Origin of the sequence: Algoriphagus sp., assembly GCF_030694375.1 — a bacterium.
In the GTDB taxonomy this organism is placed as follows: domain Bacteria; phylum Bacteroidota; class Bacteroidia; order Cytophagales; family Cyclobacteriaceae; genus Algoriphagus.
The window spans coordinates 372,470-394,128 of sequence record NZ_JAUXYL010000038.1 but is presented as its reverse complement, the minus strand read 5'-3'; the positions used below and the strand labels follow the sequence as shown (position 1 = coordinate 394,128).

Below are 21,659 nucleotides of genomic sequence, written 5' to 3'. Positions count from 1 at the left end.
GCTTCATAGGATAAAAAAATCTTAAGGGAAAAGAATCAAAAAGCATCTCAAAAAAGTTTTCAAAATCAACATTTTTAATTGTTTACATGCAAAAACCTCTAATGAATGTCATTAGAGGTTTTTCCTATAGACGGATTTGGGTTAAAATGACCTATGTCATCGTTTTGGGATTCAAATAACACTAAAATCTGAGTTCTGGATTTTTTGGACCTCAGATAATTATAATTTATAAAATGTAGAACTACAGGCTAACAATTTCGTCTCCTGCTATTTTCATAGTTTGATTTTAGATTATTGTCTATAAGGTCCGTTAATCTTCAACCAAGCAGCTAAATCGGTTATTTCTTGATTTTGATCCTCGATCATTTTGTTAGCCATTTCTTTTATCTCATCGTGGTGGCCATGATGTAAGATTGATTGAGCGTTATCGAAGGCGTTTTGATGGTGAACAATCATAAGTTGTGCAAAATCATTATCCGCGTCACCTGTCAAAAGCTGGATGTCTTTCCAGTTTTTCATCTTCTCCATCACGTTCATAATTTCATTGGCAAATGCCTGACCTTCTGTGTTGGAATCCGGAGTATGGTTTTCAAGCCAAGTTGTTAGCTCAGTTTTTTCTGCTGTCTGCATATCAATGATTTGCTGTGCCATTGCTCTTATTGTAGGATCATTCCCGTTCATAAGTTCTTTATTGGCCATATCTATAGCACCCTGATGGTGGATGACCATCATACTGGCAAAATCATGATCTGCATCGCCAGTCATTTGCATGGCATCCATCTGCGAATTCATATTATGCATAATTGTCATAAACTCATTGTCATCATGGCTTTGTAATTTCAAGAATTCATCGTCTTTATCACAAGAGAGTAAACACATGAATGCAAGCGGCATTATTGCTAACCGCGATTTTATATAGTACGTATTTTCAAAGATTTTCATTTTGATTATTTTTATGTAAAACTCATTGTTTTATCAATACACGTTTCATGTCTAACAAAATTTCAGCATAGTCGATTGACAAGTATTCATCATGGACGTATTCTGTAAAAACTATTTCCAAAAGGATGTACTTCAAAAAGTATATCCTCTTGGACTGCAGCAACTCTCTCAAGCGGCCATCTTTCTGCATTCTCCAGCGCATCTTTTACAAGCTTCTGCACAATTTTTACAGTGCTCTGATTGATGACTGTCGCATTCTGCTCCACATTCTTCACAAATCGTGGCGCAAAGACCACATAATTGGCGGGCATAATTTTCACTCATAAAGCCATCGGCTCGGGCCATAAAGCTGGCAGCCATACGACAGATATCAGCACAATATCTATCCAACTGGATACATTTTGCCTTTGCTTTAACATCATCCTCTTGAAGACAGGCTGTAGCACAGTGGTCGCATTCACTTGCACAGTCATAACAGGCATCGATACAATTTTTAAATGTTTCGTGAATCATAACTAGTTAATTTAAATTTTCTTCAGGTCCGCTGTTACCCGGCCTTCAGTATCGCTGTCGCCCGATATCCAGATAATCAAACATCAAGGTGCCAAGTGTTTGTTATTGAAATTGTAGAATGCATCTACCGTACCAAATAGGCCAAAATGAATTAATTTTTGCAGAACCGAGAGCGACCAAACTACTCTAAACATAAAGCCTCCTACAGTTCATGCAGGAGGCTTTAGTGTCGTTATCAAAAGGTCTAGTGTCTGTTAACCTACTGCAAATCTCAGTTTTTAAACTTTTCACCAAGTATTATAGGGTTTAGCCGAGTGTTTCTCTCAAATTTTTTGACTACAGGAACCAAATTATTACAGAAATAAGGAATGGAGTCTTGTAGTTAAAATCGTACTATAACTTGCTACTTACTTTATTATAGATCTAAAGATAACTTCCACAAAACCGATCATATAATTGAGGCAGTTTAGTCAAGCTATCTATATCAATATAGTTTAATCTTATTAATTGAACATCAGTACTCAATAATTCAACATCAATCCCACTCCAAATCCCATATCACTATCGTAATGAGTTCTGAATCCGATGTTTTTACCTGCTATATAGTTCAATCCGACCATGTATTCTTTGTCAGTATTAACCATAATGTTTGCTCTGAATCTTTTTGATACAGGTATATCCTCTCGTCTTAATTGGACCCTTACGTTGCCATCTTGGTAAACTTCGGTTTGTAAAATAAAAAGCAGAGGTAAGGTATAGGCAACTCCTACACTGAATTGAGCGCGGTTGTCTTTCGTGCTTTTCTGTCCAAAGATGTTTTGCTCCACTTCGCCATGTCCTAGTTTCCTGTAGCGCCAATCAAAACCAACAAAAGGCATTAACCATTGCATTCTTCCAAGATATCTGCCTACGTGCGTTTCACTTTCATAACCGTGCTCATCATTGTACCCTAGTCGCCATTCAGAGCCAAAACTCCAACGCGTATTTTGCAACATTGCCATTCCGTCATTTCCATTGGTGGCAAAGTCATTTTGAGCCATAAGGTGTAATTGGTTGCTCTCTTTTTGCAATTTTTTGTAGGCCCAATTTTTGTCCGGCAACAGGGGATTTGGCTCTTGTTTTTCATAACTGAACACCCGGTTCATGCCTGCCATCATATGATAGAGAATGTGGCAGTGGAAAAACCAATCTCCCTCTACATTAGCTTCGAACTCAATTACGTTGGTTTCCATTGGCATAATATCCATTACGTTTTTGAGCGGAGCGTACTCCCCTTGTCCGTTGATCACCCTAAAATCATGTCCATGCAAATGCATTGGGTGGCGCATCATCGAATTATTGAAAAGGGTAATTCGCACGATTTCCCCTTTTTTTATCAATATTTTATCGGATTCTGAAAGCACCTTATTATCCATACTCCACACATAGCGGTTCATATTGCCTGTCAGTTCAAAGCGCATTTCCCTAACGGGTGCACTAGCAGGTAATGTGGTTTTAGTTGGAGATTTGAGCATTGCATAATTGAGGGTTACAATGTCCGTATTGCTAGAACCGTGACTCGAATGATCCATGTTTTTCATATCCATTCCAGGCTTTTCATCCATTTTCATCGGTTTCTTTTCGCCGGAAATTTCAGGATACATGACTGTGTTCATATCCATTTGTTGCAGGCTCATATTCATCCCCATATCGTTCATGTCGCCGTTCATTTTCATCATATCGTTCATCATCTTCATGCCTTCAAAATATTTCAATTTGGGCAATGGACTGACCAATTGTTTGATGCCCGAACCGATGTAAATGGAAGCTGATTTGGTGCGGTCCTCCGCTGTAGCAAGAAACTCATAGGCAGTATTTTCAGCAGGAATGGTCACGATTACATCATAAGTTTCCGACACACCAATAATCAACCTGTCGACTTCCACAGGATCTACATCGTTGCCGTCATTGGCTACAACGGTCATTTTGCCGGCTGCATAGGTGAGCCAAAAGTAGGAGGAAGCACCGCCGTTTGAGATTTGCAATCGTACTCTATCACCTGCTTTGAATTGGGATAATTGGCTTTCATTTTTGCCGTTAATTAGAAATCTATCATAATAAATATCACTCACGTCCATTGCCAACATTCGTTTCCATTCGTTGGCAACTTTGGTTTTAAAATGACCTTCCCTTATAGCCTCTGCATAACTTTGAGTGGTTCCTTTTTTAATAGCGAACCAATCAGAAGCATTGTGCAACATCCGATGCACATTTTCAGGTTTGTAGTCTGTCCACTCACTTAGAATAATAGGGACAGTCGGAATATCGTCAATCCCTGCCCTTAATCCTGGGTCATCCTCCCGCTTTTTTAGTATCATGGAGCCATACATTCCTATTTGCTCTTGCAGTCCGCTATGGCTATGATACCAATGTGTGCCATGTTGGATTATTGGAAATGTGTATTTGTGTGTCGTGCCGGGTTCTATCGGCATTTGCGTTAGAAAGGGAACACCATCTTCCTTATTGGGTAAAAACAAGCCATGCCAATGTAAAGAGGTGCTTTCTTCGAGTTGGTTGTGCACGTATATTTCTGCTATATCACCTTCGGTAAAGGTCAGTGTTGGCATCGGAATTTGCCCGTTTACGGCAATGGCCCATTTTTCTTTGCCTGAAAAATTGACAAGGGTATCCTTTACATACAAGTCGTATCGCACTACTTTTTGTGCGAAAAGCGAGTTGGTTACCAATAGCACAACACCTATTAGCAACAACTTCTTATAAATATTACTTTTTATCATTTTAGGAATTTGAATTATTTAGTTTTAATAAGCTTGCATTTATAGCAACTACTATGGTACTGACACTCATTAACACTGCACCCATAGCAGGGCTTAGTACAAAGTTTGGATAGAGCACACCTGCGGCAAGGGGAATAGCGATAATATTATAACCTACTGCCCAAATAAGGTTTTGTATCATTTTCTGGTAGGTTCGTTTTCCGAAATCGATCATTTTGGCTACATCTCTTGGGTCGCTATTTACCAGAATGATATCAGCGGTTTCGGCGGCCACATCGGTTCCTGAACCCACAGCTATCCCCACATCTGCCTGTGCCAACGCAGGTGCATCATTGACCCCATCCCCTGTCATCGCTACAATTTCGCCTTTGGCTTGGAATTCTTTAATTTTCTCTTGCTTGTTGTGCGGGAGCACGTTGGCAAAAAAACCGTCCATTTTCAACTCATTGCTCACTGCTGCAGCAATTTTTTCATTATCGCCGGTAAGTAAGTATGATTTGATGTTCATATCCTTCAAATCATTAATTGCCTGCTGCGAACCTTCCCGAATGGTATCTGCCAACGTAATTATACCCACTACTTCATCGTCAATCAGCAAAAAATTCACGGTTTCAGCATCTTGATTGATGTCCTTAGGAAGGTCAGGTATGGCTAAAGTTTTATCATTGAAATAATTCGGCCCGGCTGCTGCCACAGACTTACCTTTAACGGTTCCCGACACACCGATTCCCTGCATCAACTGAAAGTTCTCTGATTTCCACAACTCGAGATTTTTGTCTTTTAGAGTTTGGAGTACACCTTTTGCAATATGGTGTTCTGAATTTTGCTGGACTGCTGCTGCATATTGAATGATATCATCAGCAGTATATTTATCTGTTAACGAAATAGTTTTCTGAACCCTGTGAGATCCTTCAGTAAGTGTTCCGGTTTTGTCAAAAATGATTACCGATAATTTCCTTGTGGTCTCAAAAGCAGTCCTATTCCTGATTAAGAGGCCATTTGTAGCAGAAAGGGTTGTAGAGATTGCAACCACTAAAGGGATGGCAACACCCAAAGCGTGTGGGCACGCCGTGACCATTACCGTTACCATTCGTTCTAATGCAAAGGATAAATCTCCGCTATTGCTGTACCAAAAAATAAAAGTTCCCACGCCAACAGCGATAGCAATGAAGGTGAGCCATTTGGCAACCCTATCTGCAAGGTTTTGGGTGTTGGATTTTGCTGCCTGTGCATCCTGCACCAGATTGATTACCTTATTGAGGTAGCTGTCTTTGCCTACTCCAGTAGCCTTAATCTTTAAAACCCCATCCCCATTTATCGAGCCTGCAATGACTTTTGCATCTACCTGCTTTTTCACAGGTACACTTTCGCCCGTAAGCATACTTTCATTGACAGAAGAAGAACCTTCCAATACCAATCCATCAGCGGCAATTTTCTCTCCTGGCTTAATGATGACAGTATCGTCATTCATAAGCTCTTCCAACTTTATTTTAACTGCTTCACCATTGCGTTCAATAGTTACTTCATTGGGCAGTAAAGCCACCAAAGACTGTAATGCCTTTGAAGCAGCCATTTGAGAACGCATCTCCAGCCAATGCCCTAATAGCATAATTACAATCAAGGTGGCAAGCTCCCAAAAGAAATCCATTCCTGGAAATCCAAGAGCTACAGCCATACTGTAGAAGTAGGCCACTGATATAGCCAATGCGACCAAAGTCATCATACCAATGGCTTTGGATTTTATTTCGCCAACCATTCCCTTCAGAAATGGCATCCCCCCATAAATATAAATGGCTGTTCCCAATGCCATTAAAACGTATCTGTCTCCAGGGAAGGAAATGCTGAATCCTAACCATTGCTGTATCATATGAGATAGCAGCAAAATGGGAACCGTAAGAATTAAACTTACCCAAAACCTCTGGATGAAGTCACTGGTATGATGACCTTCGTGTTTGTCAAAATCAGCTTTTGAATGTTCCGCCGGGTGCTTTGAAGATTTGGAATGGTGAGAATGTTTGGCCTTTTCTCCAAAAGGCACCAAGTCCATCCCACAAATAGGACATTTTCCCGGTTCGTCTTTGAGCACCTGAAGGTGCATCGGACACGTATATTTTCTCACTTTTCAGCGTTTTTGAAATCAAACGAAACGCTCACAAACTCCCAACTTATCTCTATTTTGCCTTGGTTTTCATCTGTTTTAACTACCTGATATTGTAAGGATTCAATGAGATCATCATTCTTTTTTGGTTTAACTTTTATCCTGATCAGATCGTTTTCCGAATTGTAATCATCCGCCAAATGCATATCCCAATCTTTACTAAGTATAAGTATCCACTCCCCCTCATTTGGAATGGTAAAAAACCCATACTTTCCTTTAGCAATTAGTTGATTGTTGATTGTTACATCCTCCGAAAATTCAATCCACGTAGCTTTGTGCGCACCAGTCGCCCAAACTTGTCCATAAGCGACCAGACCATTCCAAATGTTACGTCCCCTTACGCTTGGGGAGCCATAATCAATATGTATATGGTTGTCTCCAATCATTGCCATAGCGGATGTACGGGGACTTTTGGATTTTACAGTAGTATCTTTCTCTGTCTGATGATGTTCGTGTTGAGCGAAAGTAATAATAGGTGACAAACCAAATAGTAGTATTATAATTAATTTTTTCATAAGTTTTTGGTAAAATTTATATGTTAAACTAATAGTGAGGATAATGATTTTTTTTCAATTTAATGGGAAGCAAGTTAACCTACTCCATTACTTTTGTTTCAGTTCTCTATTTACCCAATTTACTATTTCAATTTTGTCTGACTCTGATAATTTTGAATCTCTATGAATAAAGGTATAGGACCTAAGAGGCATATCATTTGCTTTTATTTGTTTTGAAATTCTATCTAATTTGTTTTCTTGTTTACGCTTAGAATAGCTACCAAATTCACTAAAATTCAGATTTTCTTTTCCTTCTTTTATATGGTATTCCATTAAAATCCTCCCAGGTTGTATGTATGAATACCAAGGGTAATTCGTGTTGTTGCTGTGGCAGTCATAACAGGAGGTTTGGAGGATTTGTCTTACGTTAACGGGTATATCTAATACTTCTGTAATGTGTAAAGGTGTAACCTGACCCTCATCCATATTGCGGGCAGGCTGGTAAAATTGTATCAATACCAAAACACCAAACCCGATCAGGAAAAATATTTTAAAGTATCTCAATCTTAACATTTACAGTTCCTTTTTTATGGAGCCGCAGGTCAACATTTTGGTGCCAAGATAAGGATTCTTTATTTCCTTGTATTCACTGATCCAAACAGCCCCTTTGCCATCTTCATACATCGGGCAAAAATCTTGGTAGAGTACTTTGGAAGTTCCAAAAACACCAAGGAGATCATCGACATCCCTACTCAACATGGCAAAATGCTCTCTTTGATGAGCTATATTATTGGCATTGTCGGCAATATGCTCTGCCTGCTCCAGAGCATCATCCATCACTTCGTCATAGATCTTTTTCTGCTCGGAAGTAAAAGAATCAACATCAAACTCAGAAATCTCCGATACTACCTTTTCGCCAAATCTTGCCGCATCTTTAGCATTATCTGCTGTTAAGGCATTTTTCAGATTCAGATACTCGGTAATTAGATTATCCATAGCATCTTCCTGCGTATTGCCAGCTTTTGTTTCAGCCTTTACATCCATAGTCTCGGAATTTGTTGCCGAGGCATCATGATGCTGTTCGTTTGATTCTGCTTCTTTTGTTTCTTTGGATTGACATGCTCCCAAAGAAATTATTAATGTTATAAATAGTATCTTATTCATTTTGTTAGATTTTAATTTCTATTAACTAATTTAATTAATATGTTTTATAGGACTTTAAAGTTCAACATCATCCCGTCGTCCTCATGTTCCAAATTATGACAATGGACTACGAATTTGCCTAGTTGTTCAAATTTCATGATTACCTGAACCTTTTCCCTAGGAGCAACTAACACAGTATCTTTCCAACCTCTTTCATGGGGTACTATCGTATTTCGGCCTCCGGTCCGTGCTACAATTTGAAAGTGGACACCATGCACATGCATAGGATGGGCTTCATCACCACTAGTGTTATCAAATTCCCAAATCTCTGTAGATCTCAGTTCCACCGTCTCATCAATCCGATCAGATTCAAATACTTTTCCATTGATTTGTTGCATGCCACTCATATTTTGGCCCATATTCATGGTAAGCTTGAAGGGTCTTGTCTTACTGGCACCTGAAAGATTGGTTAACGGTATCAGCGAAGTTGGTAAAATGAATTCGGCATTTTCGCTATTCCTAACATTGAATCTTATGATGTTGAAGCTTTGGTCTCCTTGAGCGGATCCCATACCGGAAAACTTCTCATTCATAAGGTAAAGCATTTTACCCTCTTTAACATTTGAAAAATCAATGAGGATATCTGCTCTTTCTCCGGAGCTTAGCAACAAGTTTTTTACGATTTCTGGCTTTGGCAGCAGCCCACCGTCTGAACCGATCACATAGAAATCCCCACCATCGCTCAATGCTAGGTTGTAGATCCTAGCGGTGGAACAATTGAGAATTCGAAAACGATAAAAACGAGATTCGACTTCAAGAAAAGGCTTGTTGGTTCCGTTCACTAAAATAGTTTCGCCCAAGAAACCTGTCATTACCTCCCCCATAGTTGGGTTGTATGTAATGCCACCGCCGGAATTGAGGCGCTTATCCTGAATTATTAACGGAACTTCATAAGCACCACTAGGGAGATTGAGTGCTTTTTCTTCTTCGCTTTCCACAATAAACATTCCTGCCAATCCTTTGGTAACCTGCTTGCCAGTGAGGCCATGCAGGTGAGGATGGTACCAGTTTGTCCCAGCTTGTTGGATGACTGGAAATTGAAAGTTAAAAGATTCATTGGGCATGATCATGTGATCTGGGTGGCCGTCCATTGCGGCTGGGATCACTAAACCATGCCAATGAATATTGGTATGTTCTGACAGTTTATTTGTAAAATTAAGGTTTACATTCTGATCTTTTTGGACTCTAATCGTGGGGCCCAACAGTCCAACTCCGTATCCCAATACCGATACTTCCCCGCCATTTCCCAAGGTTTCCATACCACCTTGAGCACTCAGAGCTGAAGTACCATTGATTGTTTCAGGGACCTTCAATGGATTATTAAATACACCGTCCACAACATTTGGAGCTTCTCCTCCCATGCCATGATCCATGCATGAAGTCAAAAGACTTGGTCCTGCCGCAATGGCAACTGTACCCAATCCCATTCTCTTTAAAAATTCACTTCTGTTCATTCAGCTACAACATTGGGATTAATTAATTTTTTCAACGGTACTTCCGCAAGTCATCATCATTGACCCATAATATGGATTCTTGATAGAGCTTTCTTTACTAAGCCAGTTTGCTCCTTTCCCATTGTTGTACATGGGACATTTTTGGTAATAAACGGTTGGTCCGGCTGTAGAAAGCTTCATCAACTCATACATAGGCTGTGAAAGACCTGAAAAATAAACGCGTTGATCATCAGCATCGGTGGACTCGCTGATTTTTTCTGCATTTTCGCTTAATGCTTTCATTTTCACCATCCACGCTTCATGGGTTTTTGGTTCCAGTTCGCCCATTTTCACTTTGCGGATTGCAGTTACGAGAGCCTTTGCTGCAGTGGATGCTGACTTCCCATCTGATTGCACCAAGGCATCTTTTAAATCAAAGTATCGGTCGAAAACAGGCTGAAGCTCACCGGCATTTTGCATCTGAATGTTTTCTGAGGGTTTTTCCCCATTTTTCATCCCCATTTCCGCGCCGTGGTTGGCATGGCTTCCCATTTTTACGGGCTGTTCGGAATGTTTTTCCATTTTCATACTCGAGTTTGGCATGATGGTTTCTTTTTTATTTATTCTTTCGTATTGACAACATTCAGAAAGTATTGCATACGCTTTATCTGGCGCAAGAAACTGGTCGCTATCGTAACCTGCCAATGCAATGCGCTTCAAGATCTCATCAGAATTGGTCAATTTTTCATCAAAGGTGATTGTAGCCATTTTGGTATCTTTATTCCAATCTACCTCCGCTGCATTTTTTACATTACCCGCTCTTTCAATGGTTGCTTCGCACATTTGGCAGTTCCCATAAATTTTTACACTCTCGGTTTTAGTGTTTTTGATTTGAGCATTTATAGCTGTAGACGATAGCAATGCCATGATTGCCATCAATATTTTTATTGATTTCATTTTTTTAAATTTTAATGAGGGAAAGAAATTATTAAGAAAGCCGGTAATTGCTTTCAATTAGACAGTTCTGTGGCTGTAATGGAAAAAAATCAGCCTATTTTAGGCGGTAGCCAAACTGATAAAAAACCTGATGAATAATTGGTTCTCTGATAGTAAAAGATAGATTCGCTCCATTTCAAACCACCTGAAAATTGGGCATTGGTAAGCAATAGCGGAATAGGACTATTGGATGGGCAATGGCAAGCGTGATCCGAACACTGTCCGTTACATCCTTCTGAATCTTTTTCAGAATGACCATTTGCGCAGCATTTCTTGGTTTCAGAATCATATTCGCTGTCACACGTCTCAGTCTTGGGACTCTCAGCTTTTTCGCTCGACTTACCGCAAGCATAGGTATCTGATGGGTTCAAAAAGAATCCAAGAGAAATTAAAAACGCCATGAGTGCAAACTTTTGCATATCTAGGAGACGAAGATACACGATTTTTGTTGTCTTTTTATGGCGCCAATATCAGCCGACACTCCCAGAATGAATTGGGCTAACCGCTCTGAAATCTTGGCTTCAGTTCAGATTTGTATTCCTCAGGTCTAATGTTCGAAAAAGAAAACCTTTCATCGACCATTTCCGAGTATTTTTTAAAATTCAACAGTTTGTTCATATTGGAACAGCCGTCGCAATTCAAACATTGTTCCCGAAGAAATGTAGGTTTTCCATCGACATACTGAAAAACAAATATCTCGTAAGGATTCTTGCAACATTCATCAATTTTTATCCGACTCCAAAGTTCACAATCCTTACAAACTATGACGGCATCAAATTGATAGTCGTAGGTAATTGAAATGTTGTTGGACCCTAAATTTTTACAGACCAACATATCCTTTACCAAACTATTGAAAATTAATTTCCTCAGCAAGTGGTACAGAAACCTCTCCGGGAGATAAAGCCTCATATTCAAATTGTTGATAGACTTCCCCATCAGCCAAAACATTGACGGTCGCTGAAATTGGCTGGAAAGAATCATCGGTTTCTCCTCCCAAGTGAACGGCATTGAAAACTAGGCCTAAGCTATTGATTGGGGCTGAAGAAGTGGCTGAAATAGTTGGGACTTCTGGCTCAAAAGAAAGCGTGTAGGTATTGCCTTGTTCAATCACTTGGGTCCAATTAAGCCCATTCGGCTGATCCAATACCGGAGAGACAAAAGTAGAGGTACCGCTCACCATACTGTGAACTGAAAAGGTCACCAGATATTCATCGTAATTCCCATCCATTTCAACTTCGATGGTCACAGATTTTTCAACAAGTTTTGGAGTCTCATCCTCTGAGGAACAGCTAAAAGAAAAAACAACTACAGCGAGTACAATGAGGTAATTCAAATTTCTCATGGCGTAAAATGGTTTAGTTTAAAGTTTAGGAATTTATAAAGTCAAAAGATTATTATTTGAAAATCAATGGGGTTTATTGGATCTCTCACCTCCCCTTTTCTTGGGTCTGAATAGGTAAAACGTTCAATTTCTTGAAATCCATGTCATAAAACTGGATTTTCTTAAACTGAGGATCGGCCTCAATCAATACCGGCTGCCCGGTCTCCAAAGTAGCCATTTGGATATTTCCACGACCTAAACTTGAAATAAGCATTTCCTTTTCCTGAGGAGTTACCAGCTCATTGATCGGGAATCTGCCAAGTTCAGATTCCAGGTTGAAGCCATAGTTCTGATAGAATTTCTTGAAGCCATAATTTCCATCCTCGGTCTTTTGATCAAAATCCAATTTGATCCAAATGTTCTCATTTCGCTTCGGAGCTTCGACCGACACTTCATTGCCCTCTCGATCAAACTCAAAAATTTTATGGGACTTAGACTCATGCAGAATCTTGAAGCCTTTGATATCCTGCTCAGGATTAGCATTTTTTAGAAGGGCCTCCTTTGCATCCAAGGCCAGGTTTAAGTTGTCATAAAGATGATGGGATGTTTCATGCTGATTGGTTGATCTATCAAAGTAGGAATAGGAAAGAAATACTTTGCCTTCAGGCATGGATGAAAAGTCTTTGCCGGTTGCTCCATCATAGGATCTCAACAGGTAGCCCTTTGCATAGAGATCGTATGAACCGTGAACATTGATCTTATTCTTCACATTTTCGGCGATGATCTTGGAAGCCTCTTCAGTGCTGGATACTATCATTTCCTTCCCTCTTATTCCCGCATCGTCAATAAAGCTCAAAGTAAACTTGTCGATTAGGATGGCCTTCTTCAAAACAGAAGCTCCTCTGAGCAAATTATAGGCTTCCTTTGCCGTCACGTCATTCCCCTTTCCATACGAAAATGTATTCTGGATCTGATCGTTAAGAGTGACTTTTACGCTATCCAGAAAATAATGGTAGGGCTTCGAAGATCTCAAGAAATTCAGCTCATAATTAACCTTGTCTTTTCCCAGGCTGCCATCCTTTTGCCTAGCACTAAAATCGGCTGAAACTCCGATTTTAAATAACTCCTGTCGCTCAGAAACTTTAGCTTCCAGGGCGGCATTTAACGAAGTGCCAAAGCCAAGGAATTTCAGGTTCTTTTTAAGGAATTCAAGATTATTATTCTCCATAATTTAGAGTGGCCAGCGTTTAAATATAGCAAAACCGTATTAATTGAAATTTTCCCAACTCATCTGATTAAGCTGATAAAAGGACTTTACTCCCTTTTGCTTAGGTTTAAAAGTTCGGATAGTTTGCTTCACCCCAAGGGAGATGCAATAGGTTCGCAGGGAAAAGGTGAATATCGATTCAACCGAACTCTTGGCTTTTTTGGAATTTTTAAGGTGAACCAAATCGCTATACAGATAATAAGTACAGTCATGATCGTGAATTAAATCCTGGATTTTACAATCCATCACCCGACCCAAAATCGAGGAGCTGAAAACGGTATTGATCTTGGCCTTTTTTGAAATCTTCTTGAAAGCTTGATTCAACAAGCTCAAGTCAAACTCAGCCCCAATGATCAAAAAGCCAGCTTCATCAAAGGAGATCCTGGCTTTGAATTGATTGACAAAGCAGATCAGGGAAGCATAGGAGTCTGAGACAAAAATTGCCCGAGAATCTTCTGAAAGGTTGAGTGTAGAAATCCCTCTTGAAGCCTGTTTATTCCGGTAAAGGCTCAGGATTTCAGCATCCACTTTCCTGCCTTGCTCATCAAAGAAGTCAAAAACAATCTGGCCCGTTTGATCCTGATGGGCAAACTTGGAAAACAGACCTTGGATAGCCTTATCCACACCTTTGTAGCTCAAAATATCAAAGGTCTCTGTCAAAGCCATTGTCTTGTTCGGAACGTTTTCTTGGGTTCTTCCCTTCCTCCGTATCGATGCTGTTTAGCCGCTTGATCGCATTGATATCAAAGTCATCCCTAACCGATTTTGGGAGTGAGGAATCAGCAGAAATTTTAGAATATTCTTCTTTGATGTTGTTCAAATCCAGGACAGCATCTTTGTCCTTCGGATTTCGGGAAATCCTTCGCTCTACTTGCTTTTGAACCTCCTTGATAGCTTGAAGGTATCCTTCGCTATACGCCTTATCCTCTTGGCTTTCCTTTCCGAGCAATTTCTGAACACCGGTGATCAATAGGTAGGACAAGCCTCCATCCAGCAAAACCGAAAGGACTAATCCGGATTTATTTGATCTGATGCCTTTTGGGGCAGCCGGTGAAAGTTGAAACGCTGTTCCATCTGCCAACAGCACCGTTTCCCCTTCCTTGTATTTCTTCTTTTGCTGTGGATCGAGTTCTTGCCCATTGACGGATTGAGGGGCTTTGATGTCTCGGGGATTGTAAGAAAGAAATTGTTTGGTTCGCTGATCGTACTCGATGATTTCGGTCTGAATGTTCCCTTCTTTGTCCACATAGCTTTTTTTGATGTTGGCCAATTCTTTCCGGACCAACTGATTCTGCTCAGCGTCATTCAAATTGGGATGTCGGTTAGGTTCCCTATAAACCGGATCAATCTGCAAGGCGGGATTCCCATCTTCTCCCCTTACTATGGAAAGTCTTGCCGGCAATTTATCGATGTAAATATCTTTCCCTTTCAGGTCGGTTAATTCCACGATATCGGTCATTCCGCCATTCTTCAGGGCGTTAACTTCCTTTTCCGGGATGGTGAATTTTCCGTTTTTGATGACTCCAAAAATCTCCAGATCCTTCATCGGTAATCCATTTTGGCTTTTCATATTGTTTGCTTTATGGTTTTGATAAATAAGTGATTGCCTCTTCTTTGGTCGATAGACTTGAGATCAATTGAATGAATAAGACTGGATTGATATATTCCTTTCCCTTTTTGATGGTCAGGTGCAGATGATCCCCCGTAGCTCTTCCCGTACTTCCGGAAATCCCCAGGATCATACCCGGTAAAACATGCTCTCCCTTTGCTACAAGGGACTGAGAAAGGTGACCGTAAATCGATTCATACATGCCGTGTTGGACTTTGACAAAAATTCCCAAAAGCGGATCATTACCCACCGACACAACAGTTCCATGAAGAATGGAAAGCACTTTTGAACGCTTGGTTTTAAGATCGATTCCCCGATGAAATATCGTTTCTCCGGAAAATGGATCGGAGCGGTAACCAAACTCAGAAGTCAGGGAAAAATCCTCCAAGGGGAGGGAAGCCAACACAAGCTCTTCCTTCTTTTCCAAGGTTAGTTCACGTTTGGACAAAGGCTGAATATCGGATCTCTTTGCCTCCTGCTTGAATTCAGTGGACTTGATCACGTTAACGGAAGCCAGTTCCTTTCGAAATTCAATGGAATTGAATTGGGGAAATGCCTGATGAGCGACAAAAAGAAGAAGTATGATCGATAGGTTCCTTTGCATGATTCCAATGACTTAATCTAGGATTGCCATTTCCCGGTGCTTTTCAATGATTTCGGTAACCTGACGGTGAATTTTCTCAAAGTGCTTGGTAAGGATCTCTTCTTTCTTGCCTTTGAAATCATAGAATTTTGGTGTGGCTCGGTAGGAGTTTTCCTCCTGCCTGATCTCCTTCATATCGAGATTGACCCGGCAATGAACATTTGAGGTTTTGTATTTCCCGTCAAACTGAGTCCCTTCTGTAGCGATAATTCCAGCAATTTCCCCGGTATGCATGGAGGCAATTTTTCCTGCAGGAATCAGTGGATCATATCGCTCGCTATACGAAATCGAGGTTTTGTCCCGATCAATGGATACACTCTGCCCCAATTGCTTTCGCTTACCAAACATCATTTCCAACCAAGAAAGCGTATCCTTATGGCGGACTGAGCCACAAAGGACATTTCCGATCACCGAGGTCATGGTCGAAGCCGTATCCTTTCCCTGAAGCTGATTTAACTGAGGCAATTCCTGCAGACCGAGCAAAACCGCTACTTTATTGCTCCGGGCAGTAGAAATCAGGTTTTCGATTTTATGGATGTAAAAAGTCGGCGCTTCATCGGCTATTAAAGCTGTGGGCAGGTTTCCTTTGGTATTGATCAATCGGGTTAGCCGGTTGATGATCACCGAATAGCAGGTGCCAGTAATACTCTGCGTTTCGGTACTGTTGGCAAGGACAAGAATGGATGGAGTATTTGGGTCCGAAATTTTGAGATCGAAATCATCCCCACTGAAAACCCAAGCTGTTTCCTTGGTATTCAGTCTGGAAAGGAAAATCTTCAAGGTACCGACCTGCCCTTCCAGCTGTTTGTAAACTTTCTTTTCAAAGGCACTTCGAAAAGGAGACACCATAGATCTGAGTTCAGGATATTTGGTCAAACAGTTAAAAATATCCTCGTAGTCCCTGTTGAGAAAATCCAGCACATGTGCGAAGGTGGAATATTTGCCCTCCTCGTAGCGAGACACAAAAAAGATACAGGCGGAGAGAAAGTTGATGGCGGATTGCTCGAAAAACTTGTCTGCTCCTCCGGACGAATCAGATTTTTGAAGGGATTGAAAAATAGCTTCTGCTGTTTCCGAAGCATTGGCCACCGTCTTCAAATACCTTCTGTTGATCGGATTAATCCTCCTGGAATATTCTACCTCGTCCAGATTGATGACATGGAATTTGAAATTTAGGTTTTTCTTTTTGTCCTGAGCTTTCAGATAGTGGAAGTAGGCAATCTGAGCCAAGTCGGGAAACTTAAAATCATATAGACACATGGTAAATCCCTTCCCAATCATCTGTCGGATAAACGGATTGATCACACCAAATGACTTCCCTGAACCTGGGGTTCCGATCACAAAAGTTCCCCTAAATGGATTGACCAAGTTGATCCATCCTTTTCGGACTTTTCCCTTGAAATAGAACTTCATGGGAATGTTGACGGAATAGGGATTTTCGATTTTTTTGGTGTCTTGCATGAAGGATTCCCCTTCGATATTCCATTCATCCTTTCCCAGGCCCGATTTGATCAATTTAGATACATTGTCCAAGGAGGTATGGATCAAAACAGCCCCTATAAATAAAGAAAGGCAATATCCGAGGTCTTGAATGGAAGTGAGATCCATCACCAAAAATGAATCTTCCAGGGTATAGAGGTAGATCGAACCAAAGAACAGAATCAACCCGATGGCCAAAGGAAAAATGATCTGATTTCTCGGGTTTAAATCCAGGTTCTTTCTGGCAACTGTACCAATGGCTGAAAGGCAAATCGCTATCAAAATGGCAACTTTTCCAAGAAGCACATTGCTGTAAATCTTCAGGTTTTGGAGCTTTTCGAAAAGGGGAGAAAGAAACCTTTCCATCCCATCCATGGCCAACAACTGTGGGGCATAGACAAACATCAGAATGTCCAAAGACACCATCAGGTAAACAATGAATTGAAACGTCGCATGAAGGCTTTTTAATTCTCTTTTCTCATTCATGGCAAAGGCTCAGTTGAAGGGAAAAATCATTTTTAAAGTGTGTCTGCTGCTAAAAGGTCTGCGTACTTGATCTCCAAAGAGAGCGTTCTTCCACTGATTTGGGATTCGGAAAGCTCGATGGTGAACACCTTGGAATTGGGGAAGGTGAATTTTTTAAACACGTAGATATTGCGGTATTTCTTCTCAAAGCTCTCCGGGGTGAAAAGCTGGTATTCCGGCTCCATCTCAATGGATTGGACATTGGTTGCTTTGGTGATTCGCTTGTCCTCGATCTTAAACCTCAGTTGGTCCAGATCAAATTTGAGATTGGTCTTGTTGATAAAGGAGATGTCCAAAAAGATGTAATCGTCCACAGTGTAGATACTATTCACCTGACCGGAAACCCCATACTGGCTGTTTTTGGTGATGTTATCCTTCTTTTTCTCCTTGAATACCTCTATTGAAAAATACCGAAGCTCTTGGTCGCTCATGGGGATTTTACCGACCTCCAAGGGACTGGTATTGATAGGAAGAATTTCGATTTGAGTCTTCAGCTGACGCTCATCATGCGCATACCATAAATCGTATTGCGCGATATACTTCTGCCCGATAATGGTAACCACTCCCAAAGACTTATTGTATCCATTGAGGTTGGAAACACTGTCCCGTATTGCTTTCACCCGAAATACATTCTCCAATGGAATATCCCCGATCATATTGTCGGTCGAGATATCCACGTATTGGATGGGCTCGGGGGAAAGAAAGTGTAGCGAGATTTCCTCGTCGATATAGATCTTGGGAAGTTGGCTTTTCAGCAGCGTTCCGTTTTGCTGGGCAAAGCCCGAAATGGATATCGCCCAAAGGATAAGGGTTATAATCTTTTGTCTCATGGTAGGTCAGTTTTGGTTTTGGATCATTTTTCCGTTTTCCTGCAATTCGTTGGTATCGATCAGATAGACAGAAGTCCCATACTTGATATTGGCCTTGTTCTTTTTGATGGATTTGGAAACGGCTTGGGAAGTTGAGGTAAACATTCGTTGGAGGGCAGACATATACAGTTGGCTCAATTCGTCTGAGTTTGGCTGCATAGTCAGATTCATTCCTCCGGTAGTGTTTCCTCCGAGTTCTTTGGAAAATTCCCTGAAGGCACTGGCCGGAACATACAGGCCTTCCATCCCATCCACGTCATAGATGGAGAGTTTAATCGGGAAGATTCGGTCATTGATCATGACCGAAGAGATGGTCAGCTTCACTCGCTGAGCTTCATATCCGGAAATCAATGCATAGAGATAAGTTCCTCTGCCCACGATTGCATTTCCAATCAGAATATCATCTAAAAGTCGGATTCTCAATCTGGCTCCAAGAGTACCGCTCTTGATATCCTGGTCAATGATTGCTTCGATGAACTTCCCCTTTTTTTCTCTGGTGACGGTATTGAATAAGGTAGCGGACCCTTCTGACTTCTGAACCCGATAAACTGCGTTTTCGGTCTCTTTGGCTACTGGCTGGTTCTCCTTTTCTTTTAGCTGTAGCTCTTGATAAGCCGGATCATTCGCCTTGGAAATGGAGTCTATCACAGCCATCTGCGCTTTGAATAGCTCCATGGGATCTTCGTATTTGTTAGCGGGAACTTGGGTCTTTTTCCCTTCCAGCTGATTGATGGCATTCAGTAATTCTTCATCTTCCTTAGAAAAGCTTTGCTGTCTGGAAAGTTGTGGCAAAACAGATGGGATCGAATTGCCTGTTTCGGGTTTTCCGGAGTAAAGACCTGCGCTTTTTAAAGCGTTGTCGATAGAATCCAGCAGCCGTTTTTCCTCCTCGTTATACAGCGTTTTGATTTGGCTGGATTCTTCAACCTCCAGTTCCAAGCCTTTGATAGCCGTGTATCCATCATTTGCTCTTTTATAGGTTTCTCTCGAAGCATCCAGTTTGGAATCAATCGGTTTTTTCTGGATCTGTTCCGATACTTTGCCGATCTCGGATTGGATTCCACTGAGCCCCTGAACAGGCTCAGCCGGACCGTCTTTGCTGAAGGATTTATACCCGTAAAACAGCAAACACAAAAACGGGAGCATGATAATCGGCAGAATGTATTTGGGTTGTTTGAAGTCAATTTTCATGGGAGTGGTTGTTAAAATATTGCAGTTTCTCAATTGCTTTTTCCAGGTATGCGGAATCCGACTTTGAAATGGAATCCTTGTCGATAATCCGTTCTATCTCAGACTTTAACTCCGCCATTTTCGCAGCTCTCAGGGTCAAATCCTGTAATGCTGAAAATTCCCCTGACAGTTCTCCCGGAATGGCCTTCAGTTCTTTTTTGATATGTTCAGCCTGATTCTCCGGGTTAGGATTCAGCACAAAAAAGGTCAGTATGAAAGAGGCTACGATGAGAAGAAGCATGACACAAAAAATGATTTTGGCATGACGATCCATCAACCCCTTCAAATGGCCATTAACCCCTGCCATGTGAGGAAAAAGCTCATTTTTAAGTTCTTGGAAAATGGTGGTTTCCCGATCCTTAGAAGGTGTTTTTCGAAACATTGCTCAGGTCTTTATTTTCGATGGTTTTCCAATTCGTGATCAATACCCCATGGCTGTTATTCTCACTTCTCGGGATATCTATTAATTCACCTTCGGTGATAATCGATCGGGTGATCGTGGCACTTCTTCGATCTATCTTTTGCTTGCCGTAATACCGGAACCTGTTCTGAACAAGGATAATCGAATCCGTCTGGATAGAAAGCACAGAACTTGAGGAGAGAATGGAATTGAAGTAGCCCTTTTCTTTCAGGTTATTGTATTGACCGACTCCTGTCTCATCCACGAAGTACATAGCCCGACTCATTTGGTATTCGATGTGCTTATCGTCGGGAGTCAGGTTGAAAAAAAGGCTATGAAATAAGTCCACGGCTGCTTTGTACTCAGCGGGCCTATTCATTTGCATATTGGCCTGCTTGGCCAAAATGGGTATATCATTGTCCAGGATATAAATGGACTGCCTTGCGTTGGCTACCTGTTTATAGGCGTAAACCGAAACAAAGCCGCAGATAATGATTGAGGTAATCAGGCTCCCAAGGGAAAGAACCGTTGCCAATCTGATTTTCGATTCAATGTTTTGGATGATCATGGTTAGATTAGTTTAGCTCTTGAAATTGATTTTGAAGCGGAAGATCCCATCCTTCCGGCGGTGGTTGCTGCTGAGGAAATTCCTGAAGTGGAAATGATCCAAGTGGAAATCGAGGGCACGGTAGTGATGGCAATTGCGCTGACAAAAAATGCTACAATCACCAGCCCGAAACTCAAAAAGCCATTGGATGCCAGCCAAGCCATTTTTTCAAGCCGATCTGCTCCACCACCGGTTGAAAGCAAATACTCGTACTTGTCAATCTCTACCTCCAAAGCATATTGTTGGAGCCTTCCTGTTATGTAGAGAATCAAATATGCCACTCCTACATAAAGGTTGACGGAGACAAACCTTGCTATCCAGGTAGTGAACGCATCCCGAAAGGCTGGAAAAATACTCACCACCACTGAAAATGGCCCAAGTATCACCAACACCGTCGAATAGATGATCTGCAACATGAAAATGATATAGACACACACCCTTAGAATCCATATGGCCACCAATTCGATGATTTGGGTAGCGAGCAGTTGAAGGCTGGTTTGCATCCTAATCCTCATTTGGACAATAGGAGCTAGAATCTGATCGGAGAAAAATCCTTTTACCCCATCCACAATCACCATCCCCAAATCTTTATCGGATTCTTGCGCCTGTTCCGATGCCATCTCGGTCACTGCCTGATATTCCACCAGCTGATCGGCCATCTCGATCATGTAGGCCGCCCGGTCAAGTCGCAAAGCATTATTGGTGTCATTTTGGATCCCGAAAAGCGCTTCTGTTTTGGCAGCGATCAAATCGGTAGGAAAAGCTATGATCTGGCAGAAAATTGGCCACCACATCAAAAGAATCACCAAAGCAAATGGTCTTAGCAGGGGCATAATTTCAAGCTTCTTATCCCCTGCCATCATTTCGTAGCATTTGAGACTAAAAAAAATCAGCATGAAAATACAGGCCAAGGTCTGAGCATCTCTCATGAAAGGGTCGGAATGAGCAAAGCCATAATCCCTCATTTCTTCAAAGAAGGTCATCACTCCCCTGTCGTAAATGCTGTTTCCCTGCAAATAGCTTATGGTCTCCTTGTACTGGTCATGGTTGGCCGATTGAGCAAATCCGGGGATTGACAAGCCAAGGAGAATAGATAGTCCTGTGATCAGCTTCTTCATTTCATGTGATTATTAATTGATTTTCAATGGCCACATGGAATGCCCTAGATAGCCATAACCATGCGTGATGAGCCT

21 protein-coding genes are annotated in these 21,659 nt (G+C 41.3%); all 21 read right to left on the bottom strand.

Annotated elements, in window-relative coordinates:
* Nucleotides 1-291: 291 nt before the first annotated feature.
* The 21 genes from Q8M62_RS13550 to Q8M62_RS13450 all read right to left on the bottom strand — a co-directional run bounded on the left by Q8M62_RS13550 (nucleotide 292) and on the right by Q8M62_RS13450 (nucleotide 21,584).
* The gene (locus Q8M62_RS13550; RefSeq protein ID WP_146914370.1) at nucleotides 292-942 is read right to left on the bottom strand and encodes a DUF305 domain-containing protein; all 651 of its coding nucleotides are present in this window, start codon (nucleotides 940-942) and stop codon (nucleotides 292-294) included.
* 168 nt (nucleotides 943-1,110) lie between these two features.
* Nucleotides 1,111-1,266: a four-helix bundle copper-binding protein gene (locus Q8M62_RS21580; RefSeq protein WP_371134666.1), complete on the bottom strand. Its 156-nt coding sequence runs from the start codon at nucleotides 1,264-1,266 to the stop codon at nucleotides 1,111-1,113.
* A gap of 710 nt (nucleotides 1,267-1,976) precedes the next feature.
* Nucleotides 1,977-4,232, bottom strand: coding sequence for a multicopper oxidase domain-containing protein (locus Q8M62_RS13540; protein ID WP_371134658.1), 2,256 nt, complete (start codon nucleotides 4,230-4,232; stop codon nucleotides 1,977-1,979).
* A 1-nt stretch (nucleotide 4,233) separates the two neighbouring features.
* Nucleotides 4,234-6,351, bottom strand: a complete 2,118-nt coding sequence (locus Q8M62_RS13535; protein ID WP_305668174.1) for a copper-translocating P-type ATPase — start codon at nucleotides 6,349-6,351, stop codon at nucleotides 4,234-4,236.
* The gene (locus tag Q8M62_RS13530) at nucleotides 6,348-6,905 is read right to left on the bottom strand and encodes a DUF2911 domain-containing protein (RefSeq protein WP_146914374.1); all 558 of its coding nucleotides are present in this window, start codon (nucleotides 6,903-6,905) and stop codon (nucleotides 6,348-6,350) included. Before Q8M62_RS13530 ends, Q8M62_RS13535 begins: the two co-directional genes overlap by 4 nt.
* An 87-nt stretch (nucleotides 6,906-6,992) precedes the next feature.
* Nucleotides 6,993-7,457, bottom strand: a complete 465-nt coding sequence (locus Q8M62_RS13525; RefSeq protein WP_146914375.1) for a heme-binding domain-containing protein — start codon at nucleotides 7,455-7,457, stop codon at nucleotides 6,993-6,995.
* Nucleotides 7,458-8,048 carry a DUF3347 domain-containing protein gene (locus tag Q8M62_RS13520; RefSeq protein ID WP_146914376.1) on the bottom strand — a complete coding sequence of 197 codons (591 nt, stop codon included), beginning with the start codon at nucleotides 8,046-8,048 and terminating at the stop codon, nucleotides 7,458-7,460. It lies immediately after the preceding gene.
* Nucleotides 8,049-8,092: 44 nt separating this feature from the next.
* Nucleotides 8,093-9,541, bottom strand: a complete 1,449-nt coding sequence (locus tag Q8M62_RS13515; RefSeq protein ID WP_305668173.1) for a multicopper oxidase family protein — start codon at nucleotides 9,539-9,541, stop codon at nucleotides 8,093-8,095.
* 18 nt (nucleotides 9,542-9,559) lie between these two features.
* A complete protein-coding gene (locus Q8M62_RS13510) occupies nucleotides 9,560-10,534 on the bottom strand; it encodes a DUF3347 domain-containing protein (protein WP_305668172.1) in 975 nt (324 codons plus the stop codon).
* 118 nt (nucleotides 10,535-10,652) lie between these two features.
* Nucleotides 10,653-10,868 carry a hypothetical protein gene (locus tag Q8M62_RS13505; protein ID WP_305668171.1) on the bottom strand — a complete coding sequence of 72 codons (216 nt, stop codon included), beginning with the start codon at nucleotides 10,866-10,868 and terminating at the stop codon, nucleotides 10,653-10,655.
* A gap of 495 nt (nucleotides 10,869-11,363) precedes the next feature.
* Nucleotides 11,364-11,858, bottom strand: a complete 495-nt coding sequence (locus tag Q8M62_RS13500) for a hypothetical protein (protein ID WP_305668170.1) — start codon at nucleotides 11,856-11,858, stop codon at nucleotides 11,364-11,366.
* 85 nt (nucleotides 11,859-11,943) lie between these two features.
* On the bottom strand, nucleotides 11,944-13,065 hold the full coding sequence (locus tag Q8M62_RS13495) for a hypothetical protein (RefSeq protein WP_305668169.1): 1,122 nt from the start codon (nucleotides 13,063-13,065) through the stop codon (nucleotides 11,944-11,946).
* 39 nt (nucleotides 13,066-13,104) lie between these two features.
* On the bottom strand, nucleotides 13,105-13,770 hold the full coding sequence (locus Q8M62_RS13490) for a hypothetical protein (protein WP_305351709.1): 666 nt from the start codon (nucleotides 13,768-13,770) through the stop codon (nucleotides 13,105-13,107).
* Nucleotides 13,748-14,674, bottom strand: a complete 927-nt coding sequence (locus tag Q8M62_RS13485) for a DUF4099 domain-containing protein (protein WP_305351708.1) — start codon at nucleotides 14,672-14,674, stop codon at nucleotides 13,748-13,750. The genes Q8M62_RS13490 and Q8M62_RS13485 overlap by 23 nt, the downstream gene beginning before the upstream one ends.
* A 10-nt stretch (nucleotides 14,675-14,684) precedes the next feature.
* Nucleotides 14,685-15,317 (bottom strand): M23 family metallopeptidase, encoded by a 633-nt coding sequence (locus Q8M62_RS13480; protein ID WP_305668168.1) that lies wholly within the window; start codon nucleotides 15,315-15,317, stop codon nucleotides 14,685-14,687.
* Nucleotides 15,318-15,329: 12 nt separating this feature from the next.
* Nucleotides 15,330-17,321: a type IV secretory system conjugative DNA transfer family protein gene (locus tag Q8M62_RS13475; RefSeq protein ID WP_305352807.1), complete on the bottom strand. Its 1,992-nt coding sequence runs from the start codon at nucleotides 17,319-17,321 to the stop codon at nucleotides 15,330-15,332.
* 32 nt (nucleotides 17,322-17,353) lie between these two features.
* Nucleotides 17,354-18,190, bottom strand: coding sequence for a conjugative transposon protein TraN (gene traN, locus Q8M62_RS13470; RefSeq protein WP_305352808.1), 837 nt, complete (start codon nucleotides 18,188-18,190; stop codon nucleotides 17,354-17,356).
* Nucleotides 18,191-18,196: 6 nt separating this feature from the next.
* Nucleotides 18,197-19,420: a conjugative transposon protein TraM gene (gene traM, locus Q8M62_RS13465; protein ID WP_103923818.1), complete on the bottom strand. Its 1,224-nt coding sequence runs from the start codon at nucleotides 19,418-19,420 to the stop codon at nucleotides 18,197-18,199.
* On the bottom strand, nucleotides 19,410-19,841 hold the full coding sequence (locus tag Q8M62_RS13460; protein WP_103923817.1) for a hypothetical protein: 432 nt from the start codon (nucleotides 19,839-19,841) through the stop codon (nucleotides 19,410-19,412). The genes traM and Q8M62_RS13460 overlap by 11 nt, the downstream gene beginning before the upstream one ends.
* Nucleotides 19,819-20,427, bottom strand: coding sequence for a conjugative transposon protein TraK (traK, locus tag Q8M62_RS13455; RefSeq protein WP_103923816.1), 609 nt, complete (start codon nucleotides 20,425-20,427; stop codon nucleotides 19,819-19,821). The genes Q8M62_RS13460 and traK overlap by 23 nt, the downstream gene beginning before the upstream one ends.
* 2 nt (nucleotides 20,428-20,429) lie before the next feature.
* On the bottom strand, nucleotides 20,430-21,584 hold the full coding sequence (locus Q8M62_RS13450) for a plasmid transfer protein (protein WP_305668167.1): 1,155 nt from the start codon (nucleotides 21,582-21,584) through the stop codon (nucleotides 20,430-20,432).
* Nucleotides 21,585-21,659: the final 75 nt, after the last annotated feature.